The sequence below is a fragment of the Bacteroidota bacterium genome (assembly GCA_016715945.1).
Classification (GTDB): Bacteria; Bacteroidota; Bacteroidia; order Bacteroidales; family F082; genus JALNZU01.
In genome coordinates this window covers 186,272-208,618 of record JADJXJ010000003.1, presented here as the reverse complement: position 1 = coordinate 208,618, position 22,347 = coordinate 186,272, and the positions used below count along the sequence as shown (strand labels likewise).

21 protein-coding genes are annotated in these 22,347 nt (G+C 53.0%); 4 read left to right on the top strand and 17 right to left on the bottom strand.

Annotated elements, in window-relative coordinates; translation table 11 throughout:
* Window positions 1-64 precede the first annotated feature (64 nt).
* Complete coding sequence (locus IPM52_11210; protein MBK9292178.1) at window positions 65-2,221, top strand: S46 family peptidase; 2,157 nt, start codon at window positions 65-67, stop codon at window positions 2,219-2,221.
* Between the two features lie 5 nt (window positions 2,222-2,226).
* Window positions 2,227-3,591 carry a DNA repair protein RadA gene (gene radA / locus IPM52_11205; GenBank protein ID MBK9292177.1) on the top strand — a complete coding sequence of 455 codons (1,365 nt, stop codon included), beginning with the start codon at window positions 2,227-2,229 and terminating at the stop codon, window positions 3,589-3,591.
* A 6-nt stretch (window positions 3,592-3,597) separates the two neighbouring features.
* Here the strand turns inward: radA and IPM52_11200 are convergent, their stop codons facing one another.
* From IPM52_11200 to IPM52_11145, 12 genes are all read right to left on the bottom strand, one after another.
* The gene (locus tag IPM52_11200) at window positions 3,598-3,936 is read right to left on the bottom strand and encodes an FUSC family protein (protein ID MBK9292176.1); all 339 of its coding nucleotides are present in this window, start codon (window positions 3,934-3,936) and stop codon (window positions 3,598-3,600) included.
* 91 nt (window positions 3,937-4,027) lie between these two features.
* Window positions 4,028-4,348, bottom strand: a complete 321-nt coding sequence (locus tag IPM52_11195; GenBank protein MBK9292175.1) for an SUF system Fe-S cluster assembly protein — start codon at window positions 4,346-4,348, stop codon at window positions 4,028-4,030.
* Window positions 4,349-4,354: 6 nt separating this feature from the next.
* Window positions 4,355-4,783, bottom strand: coding sequence for a SufE family protein (locus tag IPM52_11190; GenBank protein MBK9292174.1), 429 nt, complete (start codon window positions 4,781-4,783; stop codon window positions 4,355-4,357).
* Between the two features lie 58 nt (window positions 4,784-4,841).
* Window positions 4,842-6,068: a SufS family cysteine desulfurase gene (gene sufS, locus IPM52_11185; protein MBK9292173.1), complete on the bottom strand. Its 1,227-nt coding sequence runs from the start codon at window positions 6,066-6,068 to the stop codon at window positions 4,842-4,844.
* A gap of 3 nt (window positions 6,069-6,071) precedes the next feature.
* Window positions 6,072-7,493, bottom strand: coding sequence for a Fe-S cluster assembly protein SufD (gene sufD / locus IPM52_11180; protein ID MBK9292172.1), 1,422 nt, complete (start codon window positions 7,491-7,493; stop codon window positions 6,072-6,074).
* Between the two features lie 19 nt (window positions 7,494-7,512).
* Complete coding sequence (gene sufC, locus IPM52_11175) at window positions 7,513-8,265, bottom strand: Fe-S cluster assembly ATPase SufC (GenBank protein ID MBK9292171.1); 753 nt, start codon at window positions 8,263-8,265, stop codon at window positions 7,513-7,515.
* A gap of 54 nt (window positions 8,266-8,319) precedes the next feature.
* The gene (sufB, locus tag IPM52_11170) at window positions 8,320-9,768 is read right to left on the bottom strand and encodes a Fe-S cluster assembly protein SufB (protein ID MBK9292170.1); all 1,449 of its coding nucleotides are present in this window, start codon (window positions 9,766-9,768) and stop codon (window positions 8,320-8,322) included.
* A gap of 151 nt (window positions 9,769-9,919) precedes the next feature.
* Entirely contained in the window at window positions 9,920-11,188 is a 1,269-nt protein-coding gene (locus IPM52_11165; protein ID MBK9292169.1) for a U32 family peptidase, read from the bottom strand.
* A 127-nt stretch (window positions 11,189-11,315) separates the two neighbouring features.
* On the bottom strand, window positions 11,316-12,497 hold the full coding sequence (locus IPM52_11160) for an RtcB family protein (protein ID MBK9292168.1): 1,182 nt from the start codon (window positions 12,495-12,497) through the stop codon (window positions 11,316-11,318).
* 148 nt (window positions 12,498-12,645) lie between these two features.
* Complete coding sequence (locus IPM52_11155) at window positions 12,646-13,209, bottom strand: nitroreductase family protein (GenBank protein ID MBK9292167.1); 564 nt, start codon at window positions 13,207-13,209, stop codon at window positions 12,646-12,648.
* 24 nt (window positions 13,210-13,233) lie between these two features.
* Window positions 13,234-13,635 (bottom strand): hypothetical protein, encoded by a 402-nt coding sequence (locus IPM52_11150; protein ID MBK9292166.1) that lies wholly within the window; start codon window positions 13,633-13,635, stop codon window positions 13,234-13,236.
* A gap of 95 nt (window positions 13,636-13,730) precedes the next feature.
* Window positions 13,731-15,080, bottom strand: coding sequence for a glucose-6-phosphate isomerase (locus tag IPM52_11145; GenBank protein MBK9292165.1), 1,350 nt, complete (start codon window positions 15,078-15,080; stop codon window positions 13,731-13,733).
* Window positions 15,081-15,388: 308 nt separating this feature from the next.
* Here IPM52_11145 and IPM52_11140 point away from each other — a divergent pair, with 308 nt between their 5' ends.
* The gene (locus IPM52_11140) at window positions 15,389-16,813 is read left to right on the top strand and encodes a HAMP domain-containing histidine kinase (protein MBK9292164.1); all 1,425 of its coding nucleotides are present in this window, start codon (window positions 15,389-15,391) and stop codon (window positions 16,811-16,813) included.
* Window positions 16,814-16,824: 11 nt separating this feature from the next.
* Complete coding sequence (locus IPM52_11135) at window positions 16,825-17,517, top strand: response regulator transcription factor (GenBank protein ID MBK9292163.1); 693 nt, start codon at window positions 16,825-16,827, stop codon at window positions 17,515-17,517.
* A gap of 264 nt (window positions 17,518-17,781) precedes the next feature.
* On the opposite strand, the gene IPM52_11130 is transcribed toward IPM52_11135, so the two are convergent.
* The 5 genes from IPM52_11130 to IPM52_11110 all read right to left on the bottom strand — a co-directional run bounded on the left by IPM52_11130 (window position 17,782) and on the right by IPM52_11110 (window position 22,342).
* Window positions 17,782-19,002: a beta-lactamase family protein gene (locus IPM52_11130; protein MBK9292162.1), complete on the bottom strand. Its 1,221-nt coding sequence runs from the start codon at window positions 19,000-19,002 to the stop codon at window positions 17,782-17,784.
* Window positions 19,003-19,167: 165 nt separating this feature from the next.
* Complete coding sequence (locus IPM52_11125) at window positions 19,168-19,695, bottom strand: GNAT family N-acetyltransferase (GenBank protein MBK9292161.1); 528 nt, start codon at window positions 19,693-19,695, stop codon at window positions 19,168-19,170.
* A gap of 24 nt (window positions 19,696-19,719) precedes the next feature.
* The gene (locus tag IPM52_11120) at window positions 19,720-20,637 is read right to left on the bottom strand and encodes a nitroreductase family protein (GenBank protein MBK9292160.1); all 918 of its coding nucleotides are present in this window, start codon (window positions 20,635-20,637) and stop codon (window positions 19,720-19,722) included.
* An 81-nt stretch (window positions 20,638-20,718) separates the two neighbouring features.
* Window positions 20,719-21,093, bottom strand: coding sequence for a hypothetical protein (locus IPM52_11115; protein ID MBK9292159.1), 375 nt, complete (start codon window positions 21,091-21,093; stop codon window positions 20,719-20,721).
* Between the two features lie 184 nt (window positions 21,094-21,277).
* Window positions 21,278-22,342, bottom strand: coding sequence for a low specificity L-threonine aldolase (locus tag IPM52_11110; GenBank protein ID MBK9292158.1), 1,065 nt, complete (start codon window positions 22,340-22,342; stop codon window positions 21,278-21,280).
* Between the last annotated feature and the right edge of the window lie 5 nt (window positions 22,343-22,347).

Sequence of the window (22,347 nt, the reverse complement as noted above, 5' to 3'; positions counted from 1 at the left end):
GGTCACCCGTCACCCGTCACCCCTCTCCCCTCTTTTTCCTATCTTTACCCCCAAAGCTCAAGCCATGAAGCGTATTATCCTATTTCTTTTCATAGCACTCAGAATCAGCACAATCACGGCCGGCGAAGGCATGTGGGTACCCATGTGGCTCAGCCAGAACGAAGCCGAAATGAAAGCCATGGGCATGCGCATCAGCGCCGAAGACATCTATTCGGTCAACCAGGGCAGCCTCAAAGACGCCATCCTGCAATTCGGACGCGGCTGCACCGCAAGTCTGATTTCGTCGCAGGGGCTCATCCTCACCAACCACCACTGCGGTTATGGCGAGATACAAAAACACAGCAGCCTGCAAAACGATTACCTCACCCTGGGTTTCTGGGCTGCAAGCCAGAAAGAAGAATTGCCCAATCCGGGGCTCACAGTCACCCTGCTGGTCAGGATGGAAGATGTTACCGACGCCGTGCTCGAAGGCCTGAAGGCCGGCATGACCGAGGCACAGCGGGCCGAGCTGGTGCGCAACAACAGCCGGAAAATCATCGAAGAAGCCCGCAAAGCCAGTGGACTGGAAGTGAGCATCCGGCCGTTTTATTATGGCAACCAGTATATCATGATGTACAACAGGGTTTTCAAAGACGTCAGGTTGGTGGGCGCTCCGCCCTCAAGCATCGGGAAATTCGGGGGCGATACCGACAACTGGATGTGGCCGCGGCATACCGGCGATTTTGCCCTGTTCAGGATCTACGTCAGTCCCAAAGGCGAGCCGGCCGAATACCATCCCGACAATGTGCCCTACCAGCCGGAAAAGTGGTTGCCCGTTTCGCTCAAAGGTGTAACCGAAGGCGACTTTACCTTTGTGTTTGGCTATCCGGGACGCACCAGCCAATACCTGCCGGCTGCAGCCGTAAAGCTCATCACCGAAGTTTCGAACCCCCAACGCGTGATGCTGCGCGGCACCCGCCTCGAGATTTTCAAGCACTACAGCCAGAGCGACCCGCTGGTGCGCATTCAGTATGCCGTGAAAGATGCCCGTGTAGCCAATGCCTGGAAAAAGATGATGGGCGAAACCAAAGGAATCCGCCGGCTCAACGGCATCGAACGTAAGCAGGAACTCGAAACCCGTTTTGTGCAATGGGCTTCGGACAATACTGAGCTGCAACAAAAATACGGCGGCATCGTCGGGGCATTCAACCAGAACTACAGCCTTCTGGAGCCGCTGACCCTGGCCATGGACTACCTGAGCGAAGCGGGGATGGGGATCGAAATTTACCAGCTGGCTTCGCGTTTTATCCCGCTGGCCGAGGAAGTGGCGAAGCCAAGACCCGACACATCCAGGGTCAACAACCTGATAAAGAACCTCAAAACCCTGGTCGGGGAACACTTCAAAGACTACCACCAGCCCGTGGACCGAGAGGTGGCCACTGCCCTGCTTCAGCTTTACCTGAAAAACCAGCCAGTAGGTTTCCGTCCCGACTTTCTCGAGGTCATCCCAAGCCGTTTTAAAGGGAATGTGCAAGCCTACGTGCAGCACCTCTTCGGACACAGTATGTTTGTTTCGCAACAGCAGCTCGGGCAATGGCTTGAGAAACCCGACAAGAAAAGTCTGAAAAAGCTCGAAAAAGACCCGGCCTATGTGGCTGCGCTGAGCATGCGAACCTTCAACAACAGGCAAATTGAGCCCGCCATGCGCCCCCTGCAGCAGGCCAACGACAGCCTGATGCGCATCTTTATGACAGGTCTGATGGAAATGCAGACCGATCGCCGCTTTTATCCCGATGCCAACAGCACCCTCAGGGTAACCTACGGCAAGGTGGAGGGCTACGAACCGGCCGATGCCGTCAGCTACCGCTATTTTACCACCCTCGAAGGCATTTTGGAAAAGGAGAACCCCGACATTTACGACTACGTGGTTGAGCCCAGGCTGAAAGCGCTTCACCAGAGCGGCGACTTTGGTCCTTATGCCGCCTCCGACGGGCGCCTGCGCGTGGCCTTTGTTGCCTCGAACCATACCACCGGAGGCAATTCGGGCAGCCCGGTGCTCGATGCCGACGGTTACCTCGTGGGCCTCAACTTCGACCGTTGCTGGGAAGGCACCATGAGCGACCTGATGTACGACCCGGCCATGAGCCGCAACATCTCGGCCGACATCCGCTATGTGCTGTTTATTGTGGACAAATTTGCAGGCGCCAGGCACCTGATCGACGAAATGACCCTCATCCGCTGATTGCCGTGGCCAAAACCAAAACCTTGTTCTTTTGCCGCAACTGCGGCCACGAATCGCCCAAATGGCTGGGCAAATGCCCGGGCTGCGGCGAGTGGAACACCTTTGCCGAGGAAACTGTCGTAACAGGTAAATCTGCAAAAAGCACTCCCACAGGGCTTGTCCACCGCATGGACGCCCCCACACCCGTCAGGGAGATTGAAAGCAGCAACGAGAAACGCCTCGACACCGGCATGAACGAACTCAACAGGGTGCTCGGCGGTGGACTTGTGCCAGGCTCACTGGTGCTTATAGGAGGCGAACCGGGCATTGGCAAATCAACGCTCATGCTGCAGGTGTCGCTCAAACTTGCTGGAAAAAAAGTACTCTACGTTTCGGGCGAAGAAAGCCGCCAGCAAATCCGAATGCGCGCCGACCGCATCGGCATCAGCAACGACAACTGCCTGATATACACCGAAGTATCCACATCGGCCATCATCCAGCAAGCCCTCAGCGTGCAACCCGATATGCTGGTGGTCGATTCGATCCAGACCCTGCAATCGGAACAGTTCGATGCCACAGCCGGAAGCATCACCCAAATACGCGAAAGCGCCGCCGAGCTGAACCGCCTGGCCAAAAGCAGCCAGATTCCGGTGGTGCTTATCGGGCACATCACCAAAGACGGGGTCATCGCCGGGCCAAAGATTCTGGAACACATGGTGGACACGGTGATACAGTTCGAAGGCGACCGGCACTATGGATTCCGCATCCTGAGGGCCATTAAAAACCGCTTTGGACCCGCATCGGAGCTGGGCATTTTCGAGATGCTGCACAACGGACTGCGCGAGGTGACCAACCCCAGCGAGCTGCTGCTGTCGCAACGCGAAAAACCTGTGAGCGGCACCTCCATTGCTGCCATGATCGAGGGTTTGAGGCCCATGATGGTCGAAACCCAGGCCCTGGTCGGACAAGCCGCCTACGGCACACCCCAGCGCTCTGTGACCGGTTACGACCTGCGGCGCCTGAACATGTTGCTTGCCGTGCTCGAAAAACGCGCCGGCATGCGCCTGGGCAGCAAAGACGTGTTTCTGAACATCGCCGGCGGTCTGCGCGTGGACGACCCCGCCATCGACCTGGCCGTGGTGGCTGCCCTCATCTCCTCGGCCAACGATATCCCGCTGCCCGAAAAAACAGCCTTTGCCGCCGAAGTGGGCCTCTCAGGCGAAATACGCGCCGTCAACCGCGTGGAAGCACGCATCAGCGAGGCCTCCCGTCTTGGTTTTGAGGAAATTTACGTGTCGCGCTTCAACCAGCGGGTCCAAACAAAACAAACAGGTATTCAGGTAATTACCGCAGGCGACGTGAACGAACTGCTGGGCAAATTGTTTGGCTGAACATGCTCAGGCCAAACCACGCGCCTTCAACATCTCCTTCACCACCTTGTACCTTTTGTTTCGGGGGTCGTTTACGAACGCTTTTATCAGAAAGACAGGAATGAGCATGAACAAGCCTTTGGCGCTGTAAAAAATCCCAAAGAGCAAGATGCCGATAACAAAGCCGATAAGAAAGCTGTTCAGCGTGTAGGCAGGTTTAAGCTTCCTGGCCTCCTCAAGGAGCTGCTTATCAGTGAGTTGTGCAAGGTCGTCGTTTTCACCGGTCGTTGAGTTATAAGTTTGTAAGCATTTAATTGCTTCACTGGCATTGCACAAGGCCCGATAGTCGTTGCATCCAGCTGGCAAATCGGAGCAATAATAAAGCAAACCGGCTTATTGAACATGGCAACAAACCGGTGCAAGACAAAGATTTACAATACTTTAACTTAAGAGCTGGTTAAAGGAATCCCAGTTCGAGTTTTGCTTCGTCCGAAAGCATGCTCTGGTCCCATGGGGGATCGAAAGTGAGTTCGACCTCGCAATTGCGCACGTCTTTCACCATTTCCACGCGCATTTTCACGTCGCCGGGCATGGTTTCGGCCACCGGGCAACTGGGCGAAGTGAGGGTCATCAGCACCCTGACGTCGCCTTCGTCGCTCACATTGATCTCGTAAACCAGGCCAAGGTCGTAGATATTTACCGGTATTTCGGGATCGAACACCGTGCGCAGCACAGTGACCACATTTTCTTCTATTTCGCGTTTTTGCTCGGGCGTCATGGCTTGTCAGTTATTGGCTTTGAGTTTAAAAACCTGTGCATATAGCTTCATCTGTCTGATCATCGCAACCAGTCCGTTCGATCTGGTCGGCGAGAGGTGTTCGGTGAGGCCGATGGCATCCACAAATTGCAGTTCGGTGTTGAGGATTTCGTCGGGTGTGCGTCCGGAAAGCACCCGGATCAGCAGGTTGACCATTCCCTTGGTAATCACCGCATCGCTGTCGGCAGTGAAATAAATCCGGCCGTCGTCGCGCAGCTCGGCATGCAGCCACACACGGCTCTGGCAGCCATTGATCAGGTGGTTGTTGGTCTTGTGCCTGGGATCGATGGCCGGGGTGTCTTTGCCCATCTCGATGAGCAGGTTGTATTTGTCGAGCCAGTCGTCGTAGGCCGAAAACTCTTCAATGATTTGCTGCTGTACTTCTTCTGCAGTCATGGTATCCATATTTTCGGGCAAATTTACCCAATCGCAGCAAAAGGCCTGTTTGGTTTGGTTACGAAAGCATCATTGCGGCCTTTTTGACGGCGGCTGCAAATTGTTCCATTTCGTCCGGGGTGTTGTACACAGCCATCGAAGCACGCACCGTTCCCGACACTCCCAGCACATCCATCAGCGGATGCGCACAATGGTGACCCGTGCGCACGGCTATACCCATCTTGTCGAGCAAAGCGCCCAGGTCGTATGGATGCAAAGCACGGATATTGAACGATATCACTGCTTCCTTATCGTGCGTCAGGCCGTAAAACTCAATACCCGGCACATCGCTAAGCAGCTGATGGCCAAGCCGGGTAAGCTCGTGCTCGTGATTGGCAATAGCCTCGTATCCAGTCTTTTGAATAAAACTCAGTGCGGTTTCCAGGCCGAGAACGGCCCCCACATTGGGGGTGCCTGCCTCGAACTTGAAAGGCAACTCGTTGAAGGTGGTGTGGTCGAAACTCACCCGGTCAACCATTTCGCCCCCGTATTGGTAGGGTGGCAGGCGCAGCAGCCATTCTTCCCGTCCGTAAAGCACGCCCACACCCATTGGCCCGTAGGCCTTGTGGCCGGAAAACACATAAAAGTCGCAGCCGATGTCCTGCACATCCACCGGCAAATGGGCAATGGCCTGCGCTCCGTCCACCAACACCGGAATGTTGCGCTGATGTGCCAATGCCGTGATCTCCTTCACAGGATTTACCGTGCCCAGCACATTCGACACATGGGTCACGGCCACCAGATCGGGCTGCTGATCGAGCAGTGCGGCAAAGTGTTCCAGGTCGAGGCTGCCATCGGGCAGTAGCCTGGCCACCAGCAGGCTGCCGCCGTTTTGGAGCACCCATTGCTGCCAGGGCACCAGGTTGCTGTGGTGTTCCATGGCCGTGATAAGCACTTTGGGCGCTTTCCTGGCCGCATAACGGGCAAAAGAGCTGGCTATCAGATTGATGGACTCCGTAGTACCCCGGGTGAATACCACCTCGTGCCGGTGCAGGGCGTTGATGTGACAGGCAACCGTGGTGCGGGCATTTTCGAACGACTGGGTGGACAACTGGCTCAGGTAGTGCACCCCCCGATGGATGTTGGCATTTTCGGCTTCATAATACTGCTTCAGGCGACTGATCACCGACAGAGGCTTTTGCGTGGTGGCAGCATTATCGAGGTAAATCAGCGGCTTGCCATACACATGCTGCTGCAGGGCCGGAAAAGCCTGCCTGAGGGCATCCACATCCAGAAGGGAGGTCATGGCTCAGATTTTGCTGTAATCGATATCGAAATGTATTTCCTTTTCGGGGGTGCTGCAATGCAGGATGCAGTTTTCGCACACCGAAAGCTCGCCGCGCAGGCGTTTCTTCACCATGTCGTCGATGCGGATGCGCAAGGACTCTATCTCAATTTCGTTCACAATATCAGCCGCAAAGGCATACATGAGCAGCAGGCGGGCATTGGCTTTGCTGATGCCGCGCGAGCGAAGGTAGAACATGGCATCTTCGTCGAGCTGACCGATGGTGGCTCCGTGCGAACACTTCACATCGTCGGCATAGATCTCAAGAAAAGGCATGGTGTCCACCACAGCCGTAGGCTTGAGCAGGATATTGCGGTTGTTCTGGTAAGCATTGGTTTTCTGGGCATCACGGGCCACATAAATGTATCCGTTGAACACAGCCGTAGCCTCGTCGTCGAGTATGCCCTTGAACAGCTCATTGCTGGTGCAGTGGGGCTGGTTGTGCATCACACGGATCTGATTGTCCACATGTTGCTGCTTGTCCATCAGATACAACCCCATCAGGTCGGCATGTGCACCGCGGCCATCGAGAAAGGTTTGCACATTGTTCCGGATATAGCCGCCATTGAAGGTCAGCGCCACAGTTTTCACATTGCTGTCGGCCAGCTGGCGGATAAAGGTGCTGTTGACCAGTCCGGAATTGTCGTTCAGGTTTTGCAGTTTGTAGATTTCGAGCCGGGCATTTTCCTGCACCAGCACTTCGGTCACAGTGTTGATAAGGCTGGTGTGGTGGTTGATGGAGTCGTCGCAGTGCATCAGGCTCAGGTGGCTGTTGCGCCCCAGGATGATGAGGTTGCGGTTCTGCACAAAATGGGTTCCTGCCCTATCGATGAGCTTGAGGATCTGGAGGGTTTTTGGCACCTCCACATTATCAGGCACATAAATGAATACCCCATCCTGCACCAAAGCCGTGTTGATGCTCACAAAAGTGTTGTGCTCGCTGTGGGCAATGGTGCCGTAGTGTTTGGCAACCAGCTCCGGAAATTGTTGCATGGCCTTGCGCAGGCTGCTCACAATAACGCCTTCGGGACTGATATGATAGCCGCCGTTGGAATCGTAATACCAGCCATTGAGCACCGAGATGATCTCGGTGTTGAAGTTGTGCACCTCGCAGCGAAACATTTCGCTGAGGTTCTTGTTGCGCACATCATCGGGTTCCAGGCTGTGGGCAAAGTTTTCTTCAAGGAGGTCGGTAATTCGCGAAAAACGCCACTTCTCCAGTTCGTTATGGGGGAAGCCACGGCTCTTGAAATCAGCAAAATACTTATCGCGCAGGGCCGTCACCTCGGGCAGGTCGTGTGCCGTAATCAGGTGGCGCTGCTCCCTGAACTGCTGCATCAGCAGCTCGTCGAGCGGCAGGGTATGTTGTTCTACAGGATGCGACATGGTTGCAAGGTATTACAGATTAAGCCAGACTGTATTCCTTCAGCCACTCATAGCCCTTCTCTTCGAGCTCGAGGGCCAGATTCTTGCCTCCCGACTTCACAATGCGGCCGTCGTAAAGCACGTGCACAAAGTCGGGCACAATATATTCGAGCAAACGCTGGTAGTGGGTGATGATCAGAAATGCGTTCTCGTTCGAGCGCAACTGGTTTACGCCGCGGGCAACAATCTTCAGGGCATCGATATCGAGGCCCGAGTCGGTTTCGTCGAGTATGGCCAGGGTAGGCTCGAGCATGGCCATCTGGAAAATTTCGTTACGCTTCTTTTCACCACCCGAAAACCCTTCATTTACAGAGCGGTTGGTGAGTTTGGCATGCATGTCCACCAGCTTCTTCTTTTCCTCCATCAGTTTCAGAAACTCAGCAGCGCTGATGGGCGGTTGTCCGTTGAATTCGCGTTTGGCATTCAGGGCTGTGCGCATAAAGTTGGTCATGCTCACCCCCGGTATTTCCACCGGATACTGAAAGCTGAGAAAGATGCCTTTGTTGGCACGCTCATCGGGTTCGAGCTCGATGATGTTTTCGCCTTTATACCAGATCTCGCCCTCGGTAATTTCGTAACCCTCGCGTCCGGTGATGGCAGCAGCCAGGGTGCTTTTTCCGGTACCATTGGGTCCCATGATGGCATGCACTTCGCCGTAGTTGATGCCCAGATTCAAACCTTTGATAATCTCTTTGCCATCGATGGACACATGCAGATTTTTTATGTTAAGCAGCATTTCTATTGTGTTTTTCGTTGATTTTAAATATGTTATATCTATTCTTTGCCATTATCCCACACTGCCTTCGAGCGAGATGCTGAGCAGTTTCTGCGCTTCCACGGCAAATTCCATGGGCAGCTTGCTCAGCACTTCCTTGGCATAGCCGTTCACAATCAGCCCGATGGCCTTTTCGGTATCGATGCCACGCTGGTTGCAGTAGAACAGCTGGTCTTCGCTGATTTTCGAGGTTGTGGCTTCGTGTTCCACGATGCTTGATTCGTTTTTGGCTTCGATATACGGGAAGGTATGTGCCCCGCACTGGTCGCCAAGCAGCAGCGAGTCGCACTGCGAGAAATTGCGTGCGTTGGTGGCTCCGGGCAGTATTTTGACCAGCCCACGGTAGCTGTTGTTGCTTTTGCCCGCCGAGATGCCCTTGCTGATGATGGTGCTCCGGGTGTTTTTGCCAATGTGGATCATTTTGGTTCCGGTGTCGGCCTGCTGGAAGTGATTGGTCACCGCCACAGAATAGAACTCGCCCACCGAATTGTCGCCCATGAGCACGCAGCTTGGATATTTCCAGGTGATGGCCGAACCGGTTTCGACCTGCGTCCACGATATCTTGGAGTTGCGTCCTTTGCAGAGACCGCGCTTGGTCACAAAATTGTAAATACCTCCGTTTCCGTCCTTGTCGCCGGGATACCAGTTTTGCACGGTACTGTATTTGACTTCGGCATTGTCGAGGGCCACAATTTCTACGATGGCGGCATGCAGCTGATTTTCGTCGCGCATGGGGGCCGTGCAGCCTTCCATGTAGCTGACGTAGCTGCCCTCGTCGGCCACAATCAGGGTGCGTTCAAACTGCCCGGTATTGGCTGCATTGATGCGGAAATAGGTGCTCAGCTCGAGCGGGCAACGCACGCCTTTGGGGATGTAAACAAACGAACCGTCGGAAAACACAGCCGAATTGAGCGCAGCAAAAAAATTGTCAGTATAGGGGACCACTGTTCCCATGTATTTGCGCACCAGCTCGGGATGATTGCGCACCGCCTCGCTGAAACTGCAGAAAATGATGCCATGCTTGGCCAGGGTGTCCTGAAAAGTGGTCTTTACCGACACGCTGTCAATCACCGCATCCACCGCTACCCCTGCCAGGCGCTTCTGCTCGTCGAGCGAAATCCCCAGCTTGTTGAAAGTTTCCAGCAGTTCGGGGTCAACCTCATCCAGACTCTCAAGCTGCTTTTTTTGTTTGGGAGCCGCATAGTAGTAGGCATCCTGATAGTCAATTTTGGGATAGTGGAGGTGCGCCCACTCCGGCTCGGGCATCTGCTGCCAGTGCCTGAAAGCTTTCAGGCGAAACTCGAGCATCCATTCCGGCTCTTCCTTTTTGGCCGAGATGAACCGGACGACATCCTCGTTGAGGCCTTTGGGGGCAAACTCCGTTTCGATATCGGTGTAAAAACCGTATTTGTATTCACTTTGCGTGACTTGTTCGAGTATTTCGTTGCTGTCGGTAGCCATGTGTCAGCTTATTTAGAATGTATTTAAATAGGGTTGCAAAGATAGCATTTTCAGCGCCTCGGAGCTGTTAACAACTGATAAAACGCCTGGCGGGCGGCAATGTTCGGTCATTAGCTGGTTAATTGGGGTTCATTTGCTACGATCTTGGATATCAGGCATTACCCAATACAATGGCTGTTTCGGTTTGTTCGTTTGCAACCACTTTATAAACCTTATCGCCTGTGCGCACAGCCGAGGGCACAGGAATGGAACAGTGCTCGCCTTTTATCGTTTTTCCCACCGGCAGGAGCTCTACCCTGATTTCGTTGAGGTGCGATTCGACAACCCCCGTGGTTGGGCCGATGATATATACCTTGTCGCCGGTGTTCAGGTCGTGGCTGTCCATACGCACTTCGGCCACGCCGATTTTTGAGAAATAGTTTTCGATGCGACCTACGTAAATCTTTCGTTCGGTGGCCTCGCTGCCGTGTGTTTTCGACCATTCGCCCATGCGGCGGCCAAGGTAATAGCCGTCCCAGAAGCCGCGGTTGTAAACCGAAGCCAGGCGCGCATTCCATTGTTCAATGCGCTCGGGGGTGTAATCGCCCGACTGGATGGCAGCCACGGCCTCGCGATAGACCTCCGTAACCACCTTGACATATTCGGGTGAGCGGCCGCGCCCTTCAATCTTGAGCACCTGCACTCCGGCATCGAGGATCTTGTCGAGGAAAGTGATGGTATTCAGGTCTTTGGGCGACATGATGTATTCGTTGTCCACTTCCAGTTCCACCTCATTGTCGCGGTCGCGAACGCTGTAGCCCCTGCGGCAGGGTTGCAGGCAGGCGCCCCGGTTGGCCGACGAGCCAAGGGTGTCGAGGCTGAGGTAGCATTTGCCCGAAATAGCCATACACAATGCTCCGTGAACAAAGATTTCGATGCGCACCGGTTCGCCCGAGGGGCCTTTGATCTGCTGTTGTTCAATTTTTTGGGTGATCACCTTCACCTGATCGAGGTTGAGCTCGCGGGCCGTTACCATTACATCAGCATATTGCGACCAGAAACGGACGGCTTCGGTGTTGGTGATGTTGGTTTGGGTGGACATGTGGACAGGCATTCCCAGGCTGTGAACGTATTGAATAACAGCCAGATCGGAAGCAATGACCGCATTGATGCCGGCCTTTTTTGCCCGCTCCACCAGTTGGCCCATCTCGGCAATTTCTTCGTCGAATATCACACTGTTCACTGTGAGGTAAGTGCGCACCCCTCGCTCGCTGCACAGTGCAGCAATCTCGTCGAGGTCGTCAAGGCCAAAGTTTTGGGTGGAACGCGAACGCATATTGAGCTTGCCCACCCCAAAATAAACCGAACCGGCCCCGGCCTGCAGGGCGGCCATCAGCGACTCGCGCGAGCCCACCGGCGACATGATTTCGATCTGTTTCATGCTGCAAAGGTAAGCCTATTGCGTAAGCTGGCAGCAGCCCGGCAGATCGTGCAGGGTTCGGCTACGTTGCATCAAATTCTCCATGAAATTCAGGAGGACATTTGTCGAGCCTTGTTTCACCGTGGTTTCAGCCTTTAATTACAGCAAGAGGTTCGAGGTTCAGCACAACGTCCACCAAATCCTTTTGCTGCTCCATGACCAGATCGATGTCTTTGTAACAACCTGAAGCTTCATCAAGGTCGCGCTGTGTATGCAGGCTGTGCAGTATGCCTTTGGCTTCCAGCTTTTTGCGCTCTTCATCCAGATTGAGTTTCCGCATGGCCTCATTGCGGCCCATCAGCCGGCCTGCCCCGTGGCTGCAGCTTTCGAAGCTTTCCGGATTGCCCTTGCCGCGAACAATATAACTTTTGGTGCCCTGGCTGCCGGGAATGATGCCCAGCTGGTATTTTCCGGCTTTGGTGGCACCCTTGCGATGCACCCAAACCTCCTTGCCGTAGTGCACTTCACTGGCGGCGTAGTTGTGGGCAATGTTGATCATGTCGCGACCTTCGAACGACAGGGCCGCGGCTCCCGTATGCTCGCTGAGCACCTCCAGACAGCGCTGCATCATCAGCCGGCGGTTGGCCAGGGCAAAGTCGATGCAGTAGCGCATCTCAGCAATATAGGTCTGCCCTTCATCGGAATCTACCGGCAGGTAGGCAAGCTGTTGCTGTTTGTATTGCGACAGTCCCCATTGTTCGTTGAGCCTGCCCGCCAGCCGGTTGTAATGGTCGGCCACCTGCTTGCCGATGTTGCGGCTGCCCGAGTGTATCATAATCCAGATGTGGCCGTCGCCGCCTTTCTGGAACTCAATAAAATGGTTGCCTCCGCCAAGCGTTCCCAGCTGATGAAGGGCGCTTTGGTATTCGCGCTGGGTTACCGGCATGTGTCGCAAATTGTAGCCTTGGGGCATAAGCGCCTCGTCCTGAGGTTTTTTGTGGTGTGCAAAACCGAGGGGAATAGTTTGCTTCAGTTGTCCGACCACTTGCTTTAGTATGTTGCGGTCAATTTGCTGCAGATCGGTTTTAACGGCACACATGCCGCAACCAATGTCAACCCCCACGGCATTGGGGATGATGACACCGGCTGTGGCCAGCACCCCACCTATGGGCATGCCGTAGCCTTCGTGGCAATCGGGCATGATGGCCACATGACGAAAAGCAAAGGGCAGATTGGCCAGGTTGCGCGCCTGTTTCAGCGCTCCTTCCTCCATCTCGTCGAGCCACAGCCTGATGGGAATACGTTCGCTTTTGATGATTTTTCGGCCCATAACCACTCCTTCGCAAACAAAAATAACAAAAGACATCTTTTAGTCCCCTTTGACCGGATTCAGCAGCCAATACCGGTGGAGGTATTTAAGATCACTTACCGGAGACAATCATTGGCGGGAAGCTTTCCGGTCTGGCGCCGTTGAAGCCTTAACGCCCTGGATATCTGTTGAAGGCGACTACTTCGTCAAACGATTTACGCACTTTTTTGCGCAGGGGATAATCCTCAGGGGCATACCCAAGGGTGATGAGCAGGCCGATGGTTTTGTTTTCGGGGACATTCAACAAGGTTTTCACCCTGGCTTCGTCGAACCAGCCAATCATACAGGTTCCCAGGCCAAGTGCTTCGGCCTGAAGGCAAAAATGCTCGGCGGCTATGCCGATGTCAATCAGGGGATACTCCTTGTTTTTTACCCTTCCGCCCATTTCGGTGATCATCTTTGGTTTTTCGAGCACCATGGTCACAATCACCGGGGCTGTGGCGGCAAACCGGTTGAACGTGCCCAGCGGACCGCGGCATGCTTCGCCCAACGATCTGACCAAAGCAGACTCGGTAGCCACCACAAAGGTCCATGGTTGCGAATTGCTGGCCGAAGGGGCCAGACGGGCCGCCTCGAGGCAAAGCCGGAGCTTTTCCTCTTCCACTGGCCTGGCATCGTATTTTCTGACGCTCTGACGGCGTTTAACCAAATCAAGAAAACGAAATTCGTCCATTAGCATCAGGGAATAAATGCGGAACTACAACCGCGTACAACCAATCTTTCTGAATCTGAATTCTTTAGACTTGTTTCCGGCCATGTTCTCTGTACGGGCAAAAAGCAAGGTGTCGGCCTCCAGCTTGTAAATGATACGGTTGGGGTAGTCGTGCTCCGCATTTTCGAAAACCATGGCTTCTTTTGCGTCTGTCATCGGAAACCGGACAGTTTTCCCCTCGTTCTGACCGGCAACCAAAGCCTGATAAATCCAATTTCCTCTCATTTGCCTGAGCTCCATGGTTTCGAGCATCAGGGTATCGTTGCCGTTGATGCTGAACGACTTACCCATAAGAGTGCTGTCGTCGATGATCCACCATTCTTCATAAAGCCTGATGTTGCCCGTGCTTTCCCACAATCCGGGCAGGAAATGCGGATGCTGCGTCATGGGTTCGGGTTTTGGCGAACAGGATTGGAAGCCCTGACCGGCAACAAGCAGAAAGATCAGAAAATGAATTATCCGGAATATGAAACGCGAAGCAATCATATTCCCAGCCTCTTGCGCAGCGTGGCCGTCTGCTCCTCGAAACCCTTTTTTCCCAGCAGGGCAAACATATTCTTTTTGTAGGCCTCCACGCCGGGCTGGTCAAACGGATTCACTCCGAGCATATAGCCGCTCAGCGCACAGCCCATCTCGAAGAAATAGATGAGCTGGCCGAGGTTGTAGGCATTGATTTCGGGAACTTTCAGGCGGATGTTGGGCACGCCTCCGTCCACATGGGCCAGTATGGTGCCAAGCTCGGCCATGCGGTTCACTTCGTGCAGACGCTTGCCGGCAATGTAGTTGAGCTGGTCGAGATCGGCGTTGGCATCGGGAACGGCCAGCTGGCTGTTGGGTTTATCGACCGTGACGATGGTTTCGAACATCATGCGCAGGCCTTCCTGAATATATTGCCCCAGCGAATGCAGATCGGTGGTAAAGCCGACACCGGCCGGAAAAATCCCCTTGTTCTCTTTGCCTTCGCTTTCGCCGTAAAGCTGTTTGAACCATTCGGTAAAATAGAAAAGGCGGGGTTCGTAGTTGACCATCACCTCCACAGTTTTGCCGGCCTGGTATAAGGCCTGTCGGGTGGCTGCATACATGGCGATGGGATTGCCGTGTATGTTGCTTGCCGCACGGCTGTAGTTTTCTACCATGCGGGCGCCTTCGACCAGCGCCTTGATGTCGGCACCGGCCACAGCGATGGGCAGCAGACCCACAGGCGTGAGCACCGAATAGCGGCCACCCACATCGTCGGGCACTACATAGCTGACATAGCCTTCGCTGTCGGCCAGTTGCTTGAGCGCACCCCGGCTTTTGTCGGTGATGGCCACAATACGCCTACGCGCCTCTGCAAGGCCGTATTTCTTTTCAATATGCGCTTTGAGTATGCGGAAGGCGATGGCCGGTTCGGTGGTGGTGCCACTTTTCGAAATCACCGCCATGCTGTAGTCCTTGCGGTCGAGCAGGTCGAGCAGGTCGGCCAGGTAATCCTCGCTGATGTGCTGACCTGCATAAACAACCAGTGGTTTGCCGCCGGTAAAGCCCATGCTGGCAAAATGATGCTGCAAGGCTTCGATCACAGCCCTTGCACCCAGGTAAGAACCCCCGATGCCAACTACCACAAACACTTCCGAAACGGATTGCAGCTCGGCAGCGTGGGCATTGATACGGGAAATAAATTCATCTGTAATGCCCGACGGCAGATCAACCCAGCCGAGAAAATCGTTGCCTGGGCCGGTTTTATGGTAGATGTGCCGGTAGGCACTTGCCACCGGCTTTTCGAATGACAAAATCTTCTCTTTTGGGATAAATCCGTAAACCTGTTCGAGATCGAGCTTGATTTGCAGCATGTTGTAAAAATTTTGGTATTGGGCAAAAGTATTGGAAATTTGTCTGCCGGCACAAACCCCTTCAAGTCGTCAGACAAAAAAAGAAACAGCCGCTGGGTGCGACTGTTTCTCCGAACCAAAAACCAAAATTTATGAAAACCTTCAACGCACAATGATAGTGAAGTATTTACTGCAACTATCCTTTTGTTTTGTTGAGCTACAATACAAAAATAACAGCGCTTGCCACGCCGGCTTGTTAAGGAACGCTAATGCTTGTTAAGATATGTTAACTATCTGTTTTTCAGCTAATAGATGAATACTTTTGCGTCATGAACCGTAAGTTGATTGTATTCATTATTGTGTCCATGACGGTGGCCCTGCTTGGAATGTTGGGCATTCAACTTTACCTTGTAGGCGAGGCTGTTAAGGTGAAGGAGGCCACCTTTGTGCGCGACGTGAACCAGGTGATGCAGCAGGTGGTGATGCGGCTCGAAAAAGAAGAGCTGAAGCGGCAGTATGAGCATCATATGAGCGTCATGAGCCGGCGCTCGGGCATCATGTCGGCCTACGATTCAATAAGCAAAAGCATGATGGAAGAACTGCAGCGACCCATGACCGCCGAGGAATACAGCAATTTTATGCGCCGGGTGCTCATTGCACAGGAAATGCTTCAGGATATGATGCTGGGCTATTCGGAAGAAAAAGGAGGCAGATCTGCCGAGCCGGTGCGCATCGACTCGCTCGTGAAAGCCGAACTCAGACGCAGCGGCATCGACACCGAATACGAGCTGGGCATATACAGCCCAACGCGCAATGCCTTGTTGTTTCAGAAAACCGGACGCTATCCGCAAAAACTCCTTGAGGAGGCCTTTGCTTTCGATATGTATCCCACCATCACTCCAAGCCAGTATGCAGACAAACTACTGATTTTCTTCCCTCACGAAAAACGATTTATCATCGGCCAGCTCAGCGACCTTTTTGTGCTCTCCGGCATTTTTGTGGTTATTATCATTCTGGCCTTTGCCGCAACCATCTTCACCATCTTCAGGCAGAAGCAGCTTTCGGAAATGAAAAACGATTTCGTGAATAATATGACGCACGAATTCAAGACGCCTATTTCGACTATTGCATTAGCATGTGAAGCACTCAGGGACAACGACATACAAAAATCGGAGGCCCTCTATAACGTTTATATCAACATGATTGATGAGGAAAACAAGCGCCTTGGCGCCATGGCCGAACAGGTGCTGCAATCGGCGGTTATGGAGAAAGGCGAGCTCACGCTGCGCAAGGACAGGGTTGACCTGCACGAAGTGCTTCGTCAGGCCGTAGCCAGCAAACAGCTGATGGCCAAATCGCGCAACGGCCATATTTTTATGGAGCTCAAGGCCGATAATGCCGAAGTACTTGGCGACCGGGTGCACCTTACCAATGTGATGCTCAACCTGCTGGATAATGCGCTTAAGTATACCGAAGAAGCCCCTCAGGTGGTGGTGCGTAGCCGCAACATCCCGAATGCCGTTGAAATCAGCGTGCAGGACAATGGCATTGGCATCAGCAAATCGAATCAAAAACGTATTTTTGAAAAACTTTATCGCGTTCCCACCGGCAATGTGCACAATGTAAAAGGTTTCGGCCTTGGACTGAGTTATGTGAAAGCTGTGGCCGAAAAGCTTGGCGGCATGGTGGGTGTGAACAGCGAACTAAAAAGAGGATCAACATTTTACATTAGATTACCATTGTTTCATTCATAATACCCGAAGTCATGGAAAACCAGATCAAAGTGCTGCTCGCCGAAGACGACAAAAACCTTGGCACCATTCTGAAAGCCTACCTCGATGCCAAAGGCCTGCCCACCACGCTGTGTAGCGATGGCAGCGAAGCCCTCGAAAAATTCAAGCGCGACGACTTCAATTTCTGTATACTCGATGTGATGATGCCCGTGATGGACGGTTTTACCCTGGCAGCCGAGATCAGGAAGATGGATAAAAAAGTTCCCATGCTCTTTCTTACGGCTAAAGCCCTTCAGGAAGACAAACTCAAAGGTTTTGAGCTGGGGGCCGACGACTATATGACCAAGCCCTTCAGCATGGAAGAGCTGCTGCTGCGCATCAAGGCCATCATCCGCCGCTCAGCCGAAGACACCGTGAAACCCACCGTTTTCAAGGTAGGGCGGTTCACCTTCGACTACAACCGGCAGCTGCTCACTCTCGACGATGGCGAGGAAAACAAGCTTACCTCAAAAGAATCGGAACTGCTGCGCCTGCTTTGCGAAAACATGAACCGTGTGCTCGACCGGTCGGTGGCCCTCAACAAGATCTGGTACGACGACAGCTATTTCAATGCACGCTCGATGGATGTTTACATCACCAAGCTGCGCAAATATTTCAAGCCCGACCCCAATGTGGAGCTCATGAACGTGCACGGCGTTGGCTTCAAGCTGGTGGTGAACGAATAAGCGACCCTACACTTTGTTTCCTGCAATAGGCTGGTTTAAACAACCGGCATCTGCTGCCTTGCTTTTAACGTCAGCCATGCTTCATGAAAAAACGCGACCCTGCCCCGGGCATGATAAGCATTTGTCATCCAACATCATTGAAACGCCCTGCCCCGCAATCCATAACCAACCTCCTGTCCCTTGTCCCATGTCCCCAAAAAAACCCGCAACCAATAACCCGTAACCCTCAACAAATTCCCAGCATCCAGCACCCGGATTCCCTCCTCACTCCCTCCACTCGCGCCAAAACTGGCTGTGGTTGGCGCTGGCATCGGGAAACACCACCCGCATATCTTCGATTACGCGCCAGTAATAATTTGAACCAGGGCCTGAGGATTTATTGGTAAGCACAATCATCACGCGGTCGTTTTTGAGGTCGCGCAGGAAATAGGTGCGAAAACCCTTCCACCAGCCGTAGTGATATACGGTGCTGTCGGCACCGGCCTTGATGCGCCAGCCAAAGCCATAGTTGTCGCTGATTCGGCGCTTTGGGCTTCCGGGGCTGTAGGCTTGCTGAAGTGTTTCGGGCTTGAGCAGTATTCCGTTGCCCAGCGCTACATGAAACTGATATAGGTCGCGGGCGGTGGCGTGCATGATTTTATCGCCCATCACGCCGTTGAGGTAATCCTCGGGTACGCGCTGCAAGCCTCTCCGGCGCACATCGTAGCCCGGCACCACATCCTGCCTGAATTCGACGAGCTGCTCTTCGGAAGGCATACGGTATATGCCCGCCTTATACATCCGTGCGGGCCCGAACAACCTTTCGCGCATATACACATCGAAGGGCAAGCCGCTCACGCGCTCAACAATGCTGGCCAGCAGTGCATAATTGGTATTACAATAGTTGAAACCGTTACCGGGCGGAAAATAGGGCGCGGGTCTGTGGCTCGCAAACAGGCGAATCATGCGCTCGTTGGTCAGCGGCTTGGTCTTGTCGGGCCAAAATTCATCAGCAACATACTCGTAACGCGGCATGCCCGATCTGTGCGTGAGCAGGTGCCGGACGGTGACTCCGATATAAGGCCACTCTTTTATATACTGCCTGATATCGGTATCCAGATCCACCAGGCCCTGTTCGTAAAGCATTAAAACTGCCGTGGCGGTAAATTGTTTGGAAACCGATGCCAGCTCGAAGAGGCTGCCAGGGGTAAGCGGCCCACGCTTGCGCTGTGGATCTTCGTATCCAAAAGCTTTTTCGTAAATCAACCTTCCCTTTTCAGTGTAAAGCACAACCCCGTTGAGTCCTTCGTTGCGGTGAAGCTTTTCAAAAAGGCTGTCGAGCTGACGGTAGCGCTCGCGGATAAGCCGCTGTTCAAGGTTTTTGTAAATTTCCGTGGCCGGCATAATGCGGTAACGCTGCAAACTCTCTACAGGCGGCTCAGGACGATTACAAGCCGATAACACAAAGGAGAGAATAAAAACCAAGGCAAGCAGCGTACGTTTCATCAAACCGTCGTTGGGCCGGCAAAAGTAAGGCGATTGGCTGGCAGCATCAACGCGCTCCGTACTAAAAAAATGAAAAACCATTTTGGCTATCCAATATCCCTGTCCGCAAAAAACTGATTTAAGGGTTTTTAAGCCATGTAAATGGCGCCAGACTTTCAACGAAACTTAGGGTTTTGTTCTTCGGATAGCGTAAATGAGTTCATCCAGCAAAACCTCATTTTTGATCAGTGCTTCCTTGAAGCGAGCCTCAAGCACAAAACCATTCTTTTCGAGCACCCGCTGCGAGGCACGATTTGTTCCGAAAGGGCGGGCAAAAATGCGGTTGATCCCGAAATTGGCAAAAGCGTATTGAACCATCTGGTTTACTGCCGATGAAACAATCCCCCTGCCCCAAAAAGGTTCGGCGAGCCAATAGCCCATCTCGGCATTGAGCCGGTGCACGTCGCTTTGCGGAAAAACACCTATTGCACCCACAGCCTCTCCATCGACATCGATGGCCATCACGCGGACAGGATTGTCCTCCGAAACCGCATTGATAAATGCCTCCCCATCGACCCGGCTGTAAGGGCTTGGAAACTGATCAGTCAGGTTGGCCGCCACACGCGGATTATTGGCATAGCGCACAAGGCTGTCAAGATCGCTGAGGCGCCAAGGCCTGAGGGTGCATTTTGCGCTGTGATTTTCAGGAATCATGGTTACAACGGTTAATGTCCTCAATCAGGAAATATGAAAAGAGGCGAACGATCTTTTCAGGCCTTTGGCATATTTGACCGAAGGATAGCCGAAAGCCACAAAAATTCCTTCCCTGCTTTTGTATTTGATATGGTGTTTTTTCCGGAAAGCAGCCGCCTTTGGTCCATTTTGAATGAACGGATGCACAGCACCCAGCATGCATGAGCCCAGCCCGAGCGATTCGCCGGCAATCATGGCGTAGGTGGCGGCCACAATAGGATCGGCCGGATCGGTATAGGGCGAGCCGTAAAAATACATCAACAGCGGAGCGTCGTAGTTTATATAGTTGTTGCCATGGGCAAACTCATCGGTGAATACCCTGAACAAGGGACTGACAAAGGCACGAAACATCTCGTCGTTGGCTTTTCCCCAGAAAGGTCGCATAAGTGTTAGGAACAAGGGTGAAGTCATATACTTCATTCCGCTCAGGTAAGCCGAAAAATCGGCGGCAAAAGCTCTCGACTTTTCTTTGCCCAACCAGACATTGACATTAACATCGGAAGGCGGAATACCCATAGGCGCCGTTGCGGCGGCATCAAGAATCTGATTTACAAGGCCGATATCTACATTCCTGTCGGCAAACTCCCTGATGCTGCGTCGTCGCTGCAGCAAATGAAGCAGTTCGGAATAGCCGGCGGCATTTTCTTTGGCAGGCAGCGGGAAAAGATCATCCTGGCTAAGAAATCTGCCTGTGACCGTGATTGCACCCGTGGGACAAACAGCCATACAATGACCACAGGCCACGCAGCCGAACAATGGGTTATTGCTCAAAACTGCTTTATCGTCGCGTATCTCAAGGCCGAAATCCTTGCACACTTCTGCACAATTGCCACAGCCGGTGCACAAATTGATGTCGATGCTGACCAAAGCCCGCTCTTTGGTTCTGGTTGTTGGAATAGCCATAAGGATATGTTCTGACAGTTTTGAATAAAAGACAGGCAGCTTTGGGATAGGTTTAATACAATGCCGGTAGAGGCAAAAAATTTATAGCCCCAACAGCCTTGCATCCACAAAAAATGTAGCCTCAAGGTCAATATGGTGTTCCGAAGCAATGAGCTTGTCTGTAACTGTGCTCACCCTCATAGAAATCCGCTCTTTCATGACATAAGCCTTCAAGTCGGCATTGGTGGTTTGCAGATCAAGCTCTTTACCCACATTATCCGGGATATTTTCTCGCCATGCCACCAGGGTTTCGGGCAATCCGTCGGCCGAGAGAAAGATTTTCACCGAGTTGAGAAAACTGAAGTCGGAGTTAGAAGGCGCGGTCAACTTAAGACGAAGCTGGCGTAATTCGATACGCTCTACAAGACTTGAATTGGTATTGTTGCGCTCGAATTCGGCCACCGAATTGGTGGCCATGGGCGGTGTGTTGATGTTAAACGGGAGGTTAATACCAACCGTGGATGGAATGATAATTGTTTGGTTGAATTTCAAGGAAAACTGCGTAAGTTTCTTCACTGCCTTACAGCCCGGCAGCAATAGCACCGTTATAAGCAATAAGACTGAAGCAAAAGCAGCTCTGACACCCATATTTCTGGCAATTTTAGCGATCATCAACGTTTTGCATTAAACGTCTGGCCGCATGAACCAACCCATCAACATCCTCCCTCGAAGTATCAAACGAACACATCAACCGCACTTCGCCGGTATCTTCGTCCCAAACGTGAAAAAAATATTCTTTTTGAAGCCTGGGAATGAGCTTCTTAGGCATGACAGCAAACACGCCATTGGCCTGCACCGGCCTGCTCAGACTGATGCCCGGCACTGAGACGATCGAATCGGCAAGCAAACGGGCCATGTTATTAGCCTGTTCGGCATTGCGTTTCCACAAACCGTTGCCCAGATAAACGATGAATTGAGCCAGAATAAACCGCATCTTGCTGGCCAGCTGCATTCCCTGCTTGCGGCTGTATTCAAAACCGCGCGCCAGCTCCTTGTTGAGGAATACCACAGCTTCGCCAAACATCAATCCGTTTTTGGTGCCCCCGAACGAAAGCACGTCCACACCGGTGTCGACAATCATTTCCCTGAAGCTCACATCCATGGCTACTGCCGCATTGGCAATGCGGGCACCGTCAACATGCAGAAACATATTGTTTTGATGGGCAAAACGGGCCAGTTCGGCAATTTCCCCGCAGCTGTAAAGCGTGCCCTTTTCGGTGGACTGCGAAATGCTGATCAGGCGCGGCTGCACATGATGCTGAAAACCAATACTGTTTAGAAATGGTTCCACATCAGCCGGACTGATTTTGCCATCTTCGGTGTGCACGGTTAGGATTTTACCACCTGTAAACTTTTCGGGAGCTCCGCCTTCATCTTCGTTCAGGTGGGCCGAGTGCGGGGCTACCACGGCTTCCCAGGAGCGCAGGAGCTGCTGCACGGCCAGCACATTGGCCCCTGTGCCGTTGTAAACAAAAAACGTTTGACTATCAGGCCCGAAATGTTGCCTGAACAGCTCCTGAGCTTGTTCGAGCAACGGGTCGTTTTCGCCGTAGGCGGGATGATGAGCGTGATTGACTGCCTGAAGCGCCTCCATCACCTCGGGCGAAACGCCCGACCAGTTGTCGCTGGCAAAGCCTTTTCGGCCACCAATTCGAAATTCCGTCATTTTAT